Below are 13,776 nucleotides of genomic sequence, written 5' to 3'. Positions count from 1 at the left end.
GCCCTCAGTTGTAGGGAACGTCGCTTGCGCTCTGCCGGACGCGTGACAGCGCGTCGTCGAGGTCGCGTGCAATGGTGTCCGCGCCCAGCGTGGCATCGAAGCCTGCGCGGCGCAGCAGCAGGGCGGGCTGCGTCTGCAGGCCGGCAAGCATCAGGCGGATGCCGCGCCGGGCCAGATCGTGATGCAGCGTGTGCAGGATATCGAGGCCGGTGGTGTCGATGTGCACCATGCGGTCGAGGTCCAGCACGAGCACCTGTGGCTGGCCGATGTCGGCGAGCAGCGCGTCAAGCTTGTGGCTGGCACCGAAGAACAGGCTGCCGACAAGGCGGAAGGCCAGTACGCGCGGGCTGCCGTCCGGCAAACGCGTGTCCAGGTGCGCCGACAGATCCACCGCTTCCAGCCGGGTCAGGTCGGACATGCGGAAGAGGTACACCAGCGCCGACATCACCAGTCCGGCCTGTACCGCCAAGGTCAGGTCGAACAGCACCGTCAGCGCAAAGGTCGTCAGCAGGGTGGCCGCGTACGGTCGGCTGTGGCGCCGCAGTTCGGCCAGCCGGAAGGCGTGCCATTCGCCCATGTTGATCGCCACGATGACGACAATGGCTGACAGCGTGGCGAGCGGGATGTGGCTGGCCAGCGGCGCCAGCGCCAGCACCATCAATAACAACACGCTGGCGTGCACGATGCCGGCCACCGGCGTGCGGCCGCCGCTGCGGATGTTGGTGGCGGTGCGCGCGATGGCGCCGGTGGCGGCAAAGCCGCCGAACAGCGGTGCGGCGATGTTGGCCACGCCTTGTGCCATCAGCTCCTGGTTGGGGTTGTGGCGGTCGCCGATATGGTTGTCGGCCACCCGCGCCGAGAGCAGCGATTCGATGGCGCCGAGCAGGGCGATGGTCAGCGCTGGCGCAATGAGCTTGCCGAGCGTGCCGAGTTCGATGGTCGGCAGGCCGAAGTCCGGCAAGCCCTGCGGAATGCCGCCGAAGCGACTGCCGATGGTGTCTACCGGGAAGACGAACAGCGCATTGGCGACGGTGGCCAGCACCAGTACAGCCAGAGGCCCCGGCGCACGGCGCATCCATCGGATGTGTGCTGCGGCGCGATTCCAGGCCACCAGCACCGCCACGGAAGCCACCGCCAGCGCGATGGTGGGCGCATGCGCGCTGTGCAGCGCGCCAGTCAGCGCCTCCATCTTGCCGAAGAACTCACCCGGCATCTGCTCGATCCGCAGACCGAGGAAGTCCTTGATCTGCGAGAGAAAGATCACCACGGCGATGCCGTTGGTGAAGCCGATCACGACCGAGATCGGGATGAAGCGGATCATCGTGCCGAGCTTGAAGGCGCCCATCGCGAACAGCATCACGCCCGACATCATGGTCGCAACCAGCAGGTTGGCCACGCCGTAGTCGAGCACGATGACGTAGACGATGGGGATGAAAGCCCCGGTCGGCCCGCCGATCTGCACGCGCGAGCCGCCCAGCAGCGAAACCAGCAGACCCGCCACAATGGCGGTCCAGATGCCGGCGGCCGGGCTCATTCCGCTCGCGATGGCAAAGGCCATGGCCAGTGGCAGCGCGAGCACGCCGACGGTGATGCCGGCGGCAAGGTCGCCGGTCAGCGTCTCCCGGTCATAGCCCGGAAGGGTGTCGAGCAGCTTGGGACGGAAGTGAAACATCGGGGCCTTCTCCAGCGGGGTTCGAGGGCGCAACAACAACGGCGGCCGGGCAGGCCGTTCGTCGTTGTCTGCGCCGTCGAACCATCCAGCGCTTGGAAGGCGTCAGCGGCATCCGGGCGGCGTCGCGTGTGCGATGCGGATCTGGTTGCGACCGCCATGCTTGCCCTCGTACAGGGCCTTGTCGGCGGCTTCGATCAGCCCGTCGGCGTCCAGCGATGGATGGTCGCCCGAGGCGGCCAGGCCGGCCGTCAGCGAGCAGCTGAAGGATTTCCCGGTGTGACTGAAATGCAGCTGGGAGAAGCGCTCGCGGATGTCGTCCATCAGCTTGCGAGCCTGTTCGGACGTGCACTCGGGCAGTACGGCGACGAACTCTTCGCCACCGTAGCGTCCGATGATGTCGGTGGTGCGCAGGCGTTGGCGCAACAGGGTGGCGAGTGAGGAAATGACGATGTCGCCCACGGAGTGGCCGTAGGTGTCGTTAACGCGCTTGAAGTGATCGATGTCGAGCATCGCCACCGTGACCGTGCTGCCATTGCGCCGGGCACGCGCCAGCATGCGGGCGGCGGCATCCTTGATGGCCGAGTGTTTGAGCAGGCCGGTGAGACTGTCCAGACTGATCAGGCCTTCGAGCACGCGGGCCCGCTCGACACGGCTGCGCACGGTGGCAACCAGCTGCGCGTCCGAGATCGGCTTGGTCAGGAAGTCGTCGGCGCCGTGGCGCATGGCTTGAATCTGCTGAAGGAGGTCGGTCTCGGCCGACAGATAGACGATCGGCAGGCTTGCCCAGTTGTCGTGCTGACGCACCACGCCGGCCAGTTCGGGGCCGGAGTAGCGCGGCATGTGCATGTCCATGAGAATCAGCTCGGGGCGCAAGGTCGCGATCGTTTCGATCAGAAGTTCGGGGTCGTGCAGGCAATGCGCTTCGGTCCCGGCAGCCTGCAGTACCAGTCGGTAGTGCTCGGCCAGAGGCTGATCGTCTTCGACGATGAGTACCCGCTCGGCCGGGGCGTCGCGGGCCTCCAGAAGTTGGGTCATGCGGCGGATCAGGCGAGGCGTGTCGATGGGCTTGAGGAGATAGCCGCTGGCGCCCATGCGCACTGCCCGCACGCGTGCGGCGAAATCGTCGTGCGAGCTGATGAAGATCAGCGGGCAGCCACAGGCCGACAGGCGCGGAAAGTCTCCCAGCGTCAAGGTCGAGTCGCTACCCGCCTCCAGCACGATGTCCGCGATCAGCAAGTCGGGGCAGGCGCTGTGCGCGGCCTGTTCGGCGTCTTCGATGCGGGTGAAATGCCGCACCACAAAATTGAAGGCTTCGATCTGATGACTGAGCTCGCGCCCGATCAGCTCGTCGTCTTCGATCAGCCAGAGGCTCCAGGCTCGCTGCGCGGAATTGCTGGCCGCCGCAGGCCGCGGTTGCGTGCTGGCGGTTGTGGACAGGGGGGGGGGCTTGCGCCGTCTTGTCGAGGCCGGAGATGGCCTTCGACAAGGCCTGGCGTGTCGAGATTTCGATATTCCCGGCGCCGACTTCGCGCCAGTACTTGGTCTGCAGTTCAAGCGCACGCGCTGCAGAGCTCAGTGCGGAGAAGCCGAACGTGCCTCCCGAGCCGGCGAGTTTGTGCAAGCCGTGGTGAAGTTCGTGAAGGTCCGCGTCGGCCGGCTCGGCGCCGCACAGGCGCTCGCTCAGTGCCAGCAAGTCGGCGATCTGCGCCGGCAGTCGGGCGGCATACTCCTGGCGCAGGCGATCCAGCTGTGCGGCCAGCTTCTGGGCAGGGTCCTCACTCATCGCAGGCGCGCTCCCAGATGCTGCGGACATGGTCTGACAGCGTCATCGGATCAAAGGGCTTGGCGATGACGTCGAGCGCGCCCAGTGAGCGGAAATGTTCCACTTCGGCCGGTTGCACCTTGGCGGTCATGAACGCCACCGGTACCTTGGTCAGGCTCGGCAGGGCACGCAGGGCATACAGCACACTGGGCCCGTCCATGCCGGGCATCATTACGTCGAGCAGGATGATGTCGGGGGCGAAGTGTTCGACCTCGCGCAGCGCTTCCTCGCCCGAGGCGCAGGTCAGGACGTTGAAGCCGCCGATGGTCTCCAGGGCGAGTTTGGCAATGACGCGGATATCCGCTTCGTCCTCGACATACAACACCCGTTCAAGCGTTTCCATTCGGTTTTCCCCCTGAGGCTGCCGTATCCGGAGAGCTAGTCGAGGATACCGCCGATTCACGCGCGGAGTGCTCCGCCGGAGCACTGCCGGCGGTACTCGCGCCGCCTTCTTCCGGGGCGTCGCGCAGGATCGGCAGCTCGAACCAGAACACGCTTCCGCGGCCTTCCTGCGACTGGAAACCGATGCGCCCGCCCATGCGCTCGACCAGCTCGCGGGTGATTGACAGCCCGAGCCCGGTGCCGCCCTTGCTGCGACTGTCGGATGCGTCGGCTTGTGAGAATTTCTGGAAAATGCGGTCGCGGAAGGACTCCGGAACACCGCAGCCCTGATCGGTGAACTTCACCCTGACACATTCCTGGTCGAGCTCCAGCGCAACGAGCACCCGGCTTCCTTCGGGTGAGAACTTGATGGCATTGGAGAGCAGGTTGGCCATGACCTGAGCCAGTCGCTGGCTGTCGACACGTACCGTGCAGTCCACTTCATGAGCTTCCACCTCGAGCGTCACCGCGCGTTCATCCGCGAACGGGCGGTTGTGCTCGACGGCCTGCGCCACCAGCGGCGCAAGTGCCTGGGGCGACATTGCGAATTCCACCCCGCCGGCCGAAATCTTCTCGATGTCGAGCAGATCGTTGATGAGCTGGCTCAGACGTCTGCTGTTCTTAAGCGCAATCGACACGAGTTGGCGCATCTGGTCAGTCATCTCGCCGACCTTGCCTCCGTCGATCATGCCCAGCGCGCCGGAGATCGAGGTCAGTGGTGTGCGTAGCTCATGACTGACGGTCGACACGAACTCGTTCTTCATGCGCTCGATCAGTTTCTGGTCGGTGATGTCGGCGAACACCTCGTAAATCTCCGGCGCGGTGTCGTGTTCGCTGATGCGTGAGGCATAGGCGTCGATGCGCAGCCAGCGCCAGTCGTCGTCGGGCGTACGGCGGATGCCGAGCACCGCGCCGGTCACCGCCTGTCCTTCCTCCAGCGAGACCCGCTGTGCCGGAAACTGGTCGGGAGCGCAGGGCGATTTGTCCTCGTGCACCGTGTCACGTTCTGCAAATGCCGAAGGACTGTCCAGCAGGCTCTCGCGGGCTTGGCCCAGGATGCGTTCGGCCGCCGGGTTGGCTTCCGCGATGCGGCCGTCCGGGCCGTGAATCAGTACGCCCTGGCCCATGTTGAGGAACAGGTGGCGGAAGCGGCGCTCCGAGGCGGCTTGACGCATGGCCATTTCATGCGCGAGTTCCATGGCTCGCTCCCGGTGGCCGAGCAGCACAAGCAGCACGACAAACAGGGACAGGCTGATCCCGGCGCCCAGTGACGGTGCGAGCCAGTCAAGCGTCTCGTCAAAGCCTTTCTCGAAGCTTGCGCGGCTGCGGGTGACGGCGGTCCAGATGCGACCGTAGGCCTCGATGCGGTGGGTCCGGAAAAAAGCGGGGGCGTGTGGCGTTGCTTCATCAGCGTCCGACTGATGCAACAGGTTTTGCGCGTCGGCGGCGTCGCCGTCATAGAGGCTGAAGTCGATGTGTTCGTTTTGTTCTCCGACCACGCCGTGCATCAGGTCGTCCATACGATAGGGGCTATACACGAAGCCGTGCAAAGCCTGCCAGCGCGCCTGTGGCGTATCGGTCGCTTGGTCGGGCCGGTACACCGGTACGTACATCAGGATGCCGGCCTGCTCACGCCCGTGCGTTTCCTGCAGCAAGCGGACCTTGCCGGAGATGGTTGTACGAGCTTCGTCCACCGCCTTGGCCATGGCCGTGCGGCGGGTCGGCTCCGAAAACATGTCATAGCTGAAAGCGGCCAGATTGCGGCCAGCGAAGGGTTCCAGGAAAACGATGGAGGTGTACAGGTCGCGCTCTCCGGCAGGCTTGATCGCATAGTCGCGAAATCCGCTGCGGCGCATTTCGTCTACGTGCTCGCCCAGTGCTTCCGGCCGGATCGCCAGACTGAAGCCTACGCCCTGGATACCGGGGTAGCGTTCGCTCAGTTTCAGGCGTGACACGTAGTCATGCCATTGCTCCCGGGTTGCCGAACCCGTTGCATCGAGCAGCCCTGCGCCACCGAGCAGGATCTGCTCGTGATCGAGCAGACGCTGGCGTATCTCGTTGACCACCTTCCGCGCCAGCAGGCTGAACTGTTGGTCCGCCGCACGCATCTCCTGTTCACGCAGGTGTGCCGAGACCAGCCACGTGAGTGTCAGTCCAAGCAGCAGCGTGCTCCAGGCGATCAGCCCGCGCCGGCTGGCCAAAGCCGTGCCGAACACCTTCAAGCCGCTGTTCTGCCTGCCGTCGGGAATGCCCTGCGTGTTCATGAGTGGAGATCCTGTGTCTGGCGGGGGAATTCCACCCAGAAGCTGGCACCCAGCCCTGCCGTCGAGTCGAAACCGATGATGCCGCCCATGCGTTCGACCAGTTCGCGCGTGATGGCCAGCCCGAGGCCGGTGCCGCCACGCTGGCGGGTGTCGGAGGCATCGGACTGCGAGAACTTCTGGAAGATGTGCTCGCGGAAGGCGGCCGGTATGCCGGGTCCGTGGTCGGTGATACGGATGCGGGCGTGGTCGGCGTGGGTTTCGAGGCTGATCTCGACGCTGGCCTCGTGCGGAGAGAACTTTGTGGCGTTGGAGAGCAGGTTGGCGAGTACCTGTTGCAAGCGGTTGGCGTCGACTTCAGCAATCACGTCAGTCCCCGGAAACAGTTCGAGGGTGACGTTGAACTGATCGGCGTAGGCCTGGTTGTCGCGCACGGCCTGTTCGAGGAGCGGGCGCAATGCCTGAGGGCGCAGATCGAGGCGCAGCTTCCCGGAGGCCAGCCTTTCCATGTCAAGCAGGTCGTTGATGAGCAGTTCGAGCCGTTTGCCGTTGCGTACTGCTGCCATCAGCATTTCGCTCATCGGTTCGGTCAGTGCGCCGAGTCGGCCGCTCGCGACCAGGCCCAGCGCGCCGGAAATGGCGGTCAACGGAGTGCGCAGTTCGTGGCTGACAGTGGCAATGAATTCGTCCTTCAGGCGCTGTGTGCGTTTGCGCTCGGAAATGTCCTCGGCAATGCCCAGATAGCCGGTCACCTGATCGCGCGGGTCGCGCAGCACGGTTACGGTCAGTACGACCGGAATGCAATGTCCGTCCTTGTGCCGATAGGTCCACTCACGCGTTTCAAAACCAGCGAGTTCGGCTTGCTCGGTGAATACCCTGAAGCCGTCGATCGGATGCCCCAGCGAGCGTGTGAGCTCCGCAGACCGGGCTGCGACCTCTTCCGGGAGGTGCAGCACGGCCGGTGTGTGTACGTCGATCATTTCCGCCGCGTCGTAGCCGAGCATCAGCTCAGCGCCGCGATTGAACAGCGTGATGCTGCCGTGCTGGTCGGTCGCGATGATCGAGAAGCGGGTTGCCGCGCCCAGTACCGAGCGCAGCATCCGGGTCGTGCGCAGCAGATTCTCTGAACTGTCTTCAACGGCGATCTCCATCTGAGCCAGCTGAGTCCGCTGCAGCAGGTAGCGCAATGCGAGTCCGCTGAGCAGGAATGCCAGTGATGCCAGCAAGTAGCCCGCAACTCGGATGTCTGTGGATAGGCTGGCAGCGGTGTGTATTGGTGCTACGGACATCTGCCAATGCGCGCCAGGCACGGTGATGTCCAGCAGTATCGGCGCGTTCTCGAATGTTTCCGGCTCTCCGATGAATACCCGTTCACCGGCTGAAATGGGTTCCGCATGGCGTAGCGCGAACCGCAAAGCCGGGTGGTTCATGAGTGGTGCGGTGATCTCCAGGATGCTTGCGGAATCAATGACGGTGCTCAGAAGCCCCCAGTAGGTGCCGTTGATGTAGATCGGTGCCCGGTAGATGAGCGCCTGGCCGCCCTGGACGAGATCGAGCGGTCCGGCCAGCACGGGCTGGCCGCTCTGGATGACGTTGAGTACGGCCGGCCATTGCTTCGGATTGTCTTCGTAACGCAGGCCCACTGCCGCCTCATTTCCCGCGAGCGGATAGATGTAGCGCAGCTCGTTGGCCGGAGCGATGCCGATATTGCGGAAATGGCGGCCGCGCTCGAACAGCAAGGCGAGCATGGGTTCGATCTCTGCTCCGTCGATGTCGCCGTTGCGGGCAACAACGTAGGACTCGATGCCATTCGCCAGAAAGGCGATCGCGTTGAGCTCGGACTCCAACGCAACTCGCACGCTGCTGGCCTGTTGCAGCAGCTGCTGGTGTCTTTGCGCGTGCGCTTCGCGGTCCGCCTGACGTGCAACGTACTCGGTCGCGATAACGACGCTGCAGAATATGAGCAACGGTAGCGTCAGCCGCGCCAGGCGGCCCGGATGCTTCTTTGTTTGCGTGCTTGCGTCGCTTGGCTTCACGTCGGCTCCTGCAGTGGAAAGCTGACCTGAAACGTCGCGCCGAGCCCTTCGATGGAGTCGAAGCCGATGGTGCCGCCCATGCGCTCGACAAGCTCGCGCGAGATGGCCAGTCCGAGGCCGGTGCCGCCGCGCTGACGGGTGTCGGACGCATCAGACTGGGAAAATTTCTGGAAGATCCGGTCGCGGAAGGCCGCCGGGATGCCGGGGCCGTGATCGGTGACGCTCACGCTGGCGTGCGTTGCAGTGGTCTGGAGACTGACCTGGACCCGCCCGCCGCGCGGCGAGAACTTGGCGGCGTTGGAGAGCAGGTTGGCGAGCACTTGCTGGAGCCGGTTGGCGTCGACATGGGTGACCGGGTGAGGGCCGGCCGCGAGCTCGAAGACCACACTGAACTGGTCAGCATAGACCTGGTTGTCGCTTACTGCCTGTTCGACGATGGGGCGCAGCGGCTGGGTGAGGAGATCAAGCCGCAGCTTGCCGGCGGCAAGTTTCTCCATGTCCAGCAGATCGTTGATGAGCAGGCCCAGGCGCTGGCTGTTCTTCTCGGCGATGCCGAGCAGCTCGCGTGCCGAGTCGGACAGGGTGTGTGCGCTGACGTGGCGCAGCATGCCGAGCGCGCCGGATAGTGCCGTGACGGGGGTGCGCAGCTCGTGGCTGACCGTGGAGATGAACTCGTTCTTCATCTGCTCCATGCGCTTGCGCTCGGAGATGTCCTCGACGATCGACCAGATGCGACGGCGGCCGTCAGGGTCATGCAACAGCGTGCCGTTGAGCAGCACCGGGTAGCGACTGCCGTCCTTGCGGATGTATTCCTTCTCGTAGGGGCCGTAGCGCCCGGTCTTTTCGAGCTGGACGAGTCGCTCGTTCTCGTGATCCCGGTATTCCGGGGGTGTCAGGTCCCAGTAGGTCCGCGCAAGTAGCTCGTCGCGGGTGTAGCCGGTGGGCGCGAGGAGCGCGTCGTTGACTTCGAGGTAGGCGCCTGTGGCGAAGTCATTCAGCGCAATGCCGATGGGCGACAGCTCGAAAAGCCCGCGCAGGCGCGCTTCTCCCAAGCGCAGGGATTGCAATGCGCGCTCGCGTTCGATGGTGCTGCTCGCCCAGCGAGCGAGCAGCCGCAGGAAAAGTTTCTCGCTTTCGCGGAAAGGCGTTTCACGCGGCGCGCGCGCCGAGAAATTGAGGGTTCCGTAAGCTTCGCCGCCGACTGTGAGCGGGATGCCGAGATAGGATTCCAGACCGAAGCTCCGGTAGCACGGGTGCGAGCGGTGGGGCGAGCTGCCCATGCGGTCGATAGCGAGCAGGTCGTCGCTGTGCAGCGTGAGGGCGCAGTAGGTCTGCCCCAGCGGGAAATGCTGCCGTAGCTGCAGCGGCATCTCCGGCGGGGCGACGAAGGCCCGCACCTGGTAGTCGTCGTCGCGGATACGGCTGACGATGCCGCATTCCAGTCCCAGATAGTCGGCCGCCAGCCGCAGGGCATGGGAGATCTGCTCGGTCAGGGGCCGCGGTTCGGCCGCAGCGATCTCGTTGAGGACGGAGAAGGCTTCAAGCTGACGCTCGATCTCCAGACGGGCGTTGCGCTCGGCTGAAATGTCGAGGATGAAGCCGTCCAGATAGGCGACTTCGCCCTGTGCATCACGTATCACGGAGCCGCGCTCCTGCACCCAGCGTACGTAGCCGTCGCGATGCAGCACGCGGTACTCGGCAACCCATCGGCCGTTGCCGCGCAGCGCGTTCCATACCGTTTGCTCGGTGTGTTCGCGGTCGTCCGGATGGATCACGCTGGCGTAGCTGCGCACTGCGTTGTCGATGAAATCTGAGGCCGGGTAGCCGGACAGCGGATCGATCTGGGCGCTCATGAACAGCATGGTCCAGTGTTCGTCGAGGCGGCAGCGGAAGGTGATGCCGGGAATGCTGTCCACCAGCGAGCGGAACTGCTGTTCGCTGTCGCGCAGGGCTTGCTCGGCCAGCTTCTGTTCGGTGATGTCGGCATGCGTGCCGAACATGCGCTCGGGCTGCCCGTCCGGCGTGCGCGTGACTACACGGCCACGATCGTGCACCCACACCCAGTGTCGGTCCTTGTGGCGCACGCGGCACTCGACGTCGTAATGGTCGAGTTCACCGCTGAAGTGTCTTTCCAGTATCGAGCCGGAGTGCAGCAGGTCGTCAGGGTGGGCCAGATCCAGCCAGGTCTGGATGCTGGCGGGCTGCAGTTCTTCGAGGGAGTAGCCGGCGATTTCGGCCCAGCGTTCGTTGAACACGGTCTCGCCAGTCTGGATATTCCATTCCCAGGTGCCGATGTGGGTGCCATCGATCACGCTGGCCAGGCGCTGCTCGCTGGCGCGCAGCTTGGCCACCGCCGCCCGTTCGGCCGTGACGTTGCGGATCAGCACCAGCGCCTCGCCGTCGTCCAGACGCCGGAAGCGCGCCTCGAAGTCGGCGGGTGCGCCGGAAACTTCCAGTGTGTACTCCAGGTGAACCAGCGCCCCACCGCGCAGGGTCTGGGTGATGGCGGCCATGCAGCGTTGCGCAAGAGGTGCCGGAAGCACGGCGTCGAGCTGCCGGCCGAGCAGTTCTGCACGCCTGCGCAGCAGGTCGGGATGCTCGTTGACTTCGAGCAGGGTGCCGGCACGGTCTACGACGAACACCATGTCGGGCAGGCTGTGCAGGATGGCTTTGCTGCGCAGCAGTGAGCGGGTCAGGCGGGCCTGCAGTTGCGCCTCGTTGGCGCTGTTGATTTCGCGTTCGATGCAGTCGGCAAGATCGCGCAGGCTCTGCCGCTGGGCCTCATTCAGGGCGCGCGGGCGGGTGTCGATGATGCACAGGGTGCCGATGCGATGTCCGTCGCGGGTGTGCAGCGGCGCGCCGACATAGAAGCGGATGTCGGGCGGACCCGTGACCAGGGGGTTGTCGGCAAAGCGCGCGTCGAGGGTGGCGTCGGGTACTTCCAGAATGCTGTCGTCGAGGATGGCGTGACCGCAGAACGACAGATCGCGTGAGGTCTCGCAGGCGTCCAGTCCCTGTCGCGACTTGAACCACTGCCGCTCTGCGTCGATCAGCGACACCAGCGCGATCGGCACCTCGAAGAATTGGCGCGCCAGGCGGGTCAGGCGGTCGAAGCGCTCTTCCGGCAGGGAATCGAGCAGGCCGGTTGCGCGCAGGGCGCCAAGCCGGACGGCCTCGTCGTCGGGAATTGTGGGCGTTTGCATCGGTACGCTCGCCGGCAGAGGAGGGAGTGCCTGGCGCGGCTCTCATTGCCGCGCCAGGCTCATTCTGCGCTACAAGCCCTTGCCCGGGCTACTACCAAGCCCGCTGTGGCGCCGATGTCAGCGGATGCGCATGCCCGGTTTGGCGCCGGAGTCCGGCGACAGGATGTACAGGCCGGAAGCCTTGTCGTTCTCGTCCGAGGCGGCCAGCACCATGCCCTCGCTCATGCCGAACTTCATCTTGCGCGGCGCGAGGTTGGCGACCATGACGGTGAGCCGGCCGACCAGCGCGGCCGGGTCGTAGGCCGACTTGATGCCGGCGAAGACCTGGCGCGGCTTCGGGTTGCCTTCGGCATCGGTCTCGCCGATGTCGAGCGACAGGCGGATCAGCTTGTCCGCGCCCTCGACGTGTTCGGCGGAGGCGATGCGCGCCACGCGCAGGTCGACCTTGACGAAGTCGTCGATGGAAATGAAGGGCTCGCTCGTCTCGGCCGCCTGTGCCTGAGCTTGCTGGCGCTCGGCGTGGCGTTGCTCGGAAGTCGGCACGCCGGCGGGGGCGGGGGCGAGGCTGTCACGGTTGGCCTCGATCAGGGCGTCGATCTGTTTGCGTTCCACTCGGGTCATCATGTGCTGGTAGGGGGTGATGGTGTGGCCAGCCGGCAGCGGCTGCCAGGTCTGCGGCCAGCTCAGCGGGGCGATGGCGAGGAAGGCCTCGACCTTTTCGGCCATGGCCGGCAGCACCGGCTTCAGATACAGCGACAGGTCGCGGAACATCGTCAGCGCGGTCGAGCACACCTCGTGCAGACGCGCTTCCTGACCTTCCTGCTTGGCCAGTTCCCACGGCTTGTGGTCATTCACGTACTGGTTGGCGATGTCGGCCAGACGCATGATTTCGCGCATGACGCGGCCGAAGTCGCGTTCTTCATAGGCCCGGGCGATGGTGCCGGTATCGCAGGCGGCGCGGAATTCGGCGCAGGCGGCGTCTTCGGTGGCGGCGAGCTTGCCGTCGAAGCGCTTGGCGATGAAGCCGGCGCAGCGGCTGGCGATGTTCACGTACTTGCCGACCAGATCCGAATTGACCTTGGCGATCATGTCGTCAAGGCTCAAGTCCACGTCTTCCATGGTGGAGTTGGACTTGGTGGCGAAGTAATAGCGCAGCCACTCCGGGTTGAGCCCCTGCTCCAGATACGACTGCGCGGTGATGAAGGTGCCGCGGCTCTTGCTCATCTTGGCGCCGTCGACGGTCAGGAAGCCGTTTACAGCCAGCTGCGTGGGCGCGCGGAAGCCGGCGAAGTGCAGCATGGCCGGCCAGAACAGGGCGTGGAAATACAGGATGTCCTTGCCGATGAAGTGCACCATCTCGGTGCCCGCGGCCTCGGCCTTGGCGGCGTCGGTGTAGTCCTCGACGTTCAGTCCGCCGGTCTTGTCGGCGAAGTTGCGGAAGCTCGCCAGATAGCCGATCGGCGCATCCAGCCAGACATAGAAGTACTTGCCCGGCGCCCCCGGAATCTCGAAGCCGAAGTAGGGCGCGTCGCGCGAGATGTCCCAGTCGGAGAGCTTGTTCTCGCCCTCGTCGCCCAGCCATTCGCGCATCTTGTTGGCAGCTTCCTGCTGCAGGCGGCGCGTGCCGGCGGTGTTGGCGCCGCGCGTCCATTCACGCAGGAAGGCCACCGCGCGCGGGTCGGACAGGCGGAAGAAGAAGTGCTCGGAAGTGCGCAGTTCCGGCGTGGCACCGGACACTGCCGAGCGCGGGTTCTTCAGGTCGGTGGGGGCGTAGGCCGCGCCACACACCTCGCAGTTGTCGCCGTACTGGTCCTCGGCGCCGCACTTGGGGCATTCGCCCTTGATGAAGCGATCCGGCAGGAACATCTCGCGCTTGGGGTCGTAGTACTGCTCGATGGCGCGGGTGTCGATGAAGCCGGCGGCCTTGAGCTTGCCGTAGATGTCTTCGGCGTAGGCGCGGTTTTCGGGCGAATGCGTGGAGTGGTAGTTGTCGAAGGCGACGTTGAAGCCGGTGAAGTCGCGCAGGTGCTCGCCATGCACGCGGTTGATCAGCGCCTCGGGCGTGATGCCTTCCTTCTCGGCGCGCAGCATGACCGGGGTGCCGTGCGTGTCGTCGGCGCAGACGTAATGCACCGTATTGCCCCGCATGCGCTGGTAGCGCACCCAGACGTCCGCCTGGATGTAGCCTACGAGATGGCCGAGGTGAATGTCGCCGTTGGCGTAGGGCAGGGCGTTGGTGACGAGAATGTTGCGCGGCATGTGGACTGAAATCCGGGATAAAGGCGTGATTCTAGCAAAGCGGCGGTACGCGCCGCGTGCCGACCGGCGATTCCCGTACTCACGCCATGGGTGAGTCACGGCGAACGCTTGGGTATCATGCACAGCTTGCGCCTGTGCGGGC

7 protein-coding genes and 1 pseudogene are annotated in these 13,776 nt (G+C 65.1%); all 8 read right to left on the bottom strand.

Translation table 11 applies throughout. The features are described from left to right. Window positions 1-4: 4 nt before the first annotated feature. Entirely contained in the window at window positions 5-1,672 is a 1,668-nt protein-coding gene (locus AC6H0R_RS01720; protein ID WP_497579607.1) for a SulP family inorganic anion transporter, read from the bottom strand. Between the two features lie 102 nt (window positions 1,673-1,774). Further along, window positions 1,775-3,232 carry a diguanylate cyclase domain-containing protein gene (locus tag AC6H0R_RS01715; RefSeq protein ID WP_497579606.1) on the bottom strand — a complete coding sequence of 486 codons (1,458 nt, stop codon included), beginning with the start codon at window positions 3,230-3,232 and terminating at the stop codon, window positions 1,775-1,777. Further along, window positions 3,225-3,455 (bottom strand): annotated as a pseudogene (locus AC6H0R_RS01710) (Hpt domain-containing protein); the annotation flags it as partial. The gene AC6H0R_RS01715 and the pseudogene AC6H0R_RS01710, both read right to left, overlap by 8 nt. Further along, window positions 3,448-3,837: a response regulator gene (locus AC6H0R_RS01705; RefSeq protein WP_497579605.1), complete on the bottom strand. Its 390-nt coding sequence runs from the start codon at window positions 3,835-3,837 to the stop codon at window positions 3,448-3,450. The gene AC6H0R_RS01705 and the pseudogene AC6H0R_RS01710, both read right to left, overlap by 8 nt. Further along, complete coding sequence (locus AC6H0R_RS01700) at window positions 3,824-6,139, bottom strand: CHASE domain-containing protein (RefSeq protein ID WP_497579604.1); 2,316 nt, start codon at window positions 6,137-6,139, stop codon at window positions 3,824-3,826. The genes AC6H0R_RS01705 and AC6H0R_RS01700 overlap by 14 nt, the downstream gene beginning before the upstream one ends. Then, on the bottom strand, window positions 6,136-8,172 hold the full coding sequence (locus tag AC6H0R_RS01695) for an ATP-binding protein (RefSeq protein WP_497579603.1): 2,037 nt from the start codon (window positions 8,170-8,172) through the stop codon (window positions 6,136-6,138). The genes AC6H0R_RS01700 and AC6H0R_RS01695 overlap by 4 nt, the downstream gene beginning before the upstream one ends. Then, window positions 8,169-11,375, bottom strand: a complete 3,207-nt coding sequence (locus AC6H0R_RS01690) for a PAS domain S-box protein (protein ID WP_497579602.1) — start codon at window positions 11,373-11,375, stop codon at window positions 8,169-8,171. Before AC6H0R_RS01690 ends, AC6H0R_RS01695 begins: the two co-directional genes overlap by 4 nt. 117 nt (window positions 11,376-11,492) lie before the next feature. After that, window positions 11,493-13,634 carry a methionine--tRNA ligase gene (metG, locus tag AC6H0R_RS01685; protein WP_497579601.1) on the bottom strand — a complete coding sequence of 714 codons (2,142 nt, stop codon included), beginning with the start codon at window positions 13,632-13,634 and terminating at the stop codon, window positions 11,493-11,495. Window positions 13,635-13,776: the final 142 nt, after the last annotated feature.

The organism is Pseudazoarcus sp. NS36 (assembly GCF_059703705.1).
This window is presented reverse-complemented; position numbering and strand designations above follow the sequence as displayed.

Coding starts and splice junctions, on each gene's coding strand:
- AC6H0R_RS01720 (WP_497579607.1), bottom strand. CDS start 1,672: ATGTTTCACTTCCGTCCCAAGCTGCTCGACACCCTTCCGGGCTATGAC.
- AC6H0R_RS01705 (WP_497579605.1), bottom strand. CDS start 3,837: ATGGAAACGCTTGAACGGGTGTTGTATGTCGAGGACGAAGCGGATATC.
- metG (WP_497579601.1), bottom strand. CDS start 13,634: ATGCCGCGCAACATTCTCGTCACCAACGCCCTGCCCTACGCCAACGGC.
- AC6H0R_RS01690 (WP_497579602.1), bottom strand. CDS start 11,375: ATGCAAACGCCCACAATTCCCGACGACGAGGCCGTCCGGCTTGGCGCC.
- AC6H0R_RS01700 (WP_497579604.1), bottom strand. CDS start 6,139: ATGAACACGCAGGGCATTCCCGACGGCAGGCAGAACAGCGGCTTGAAG.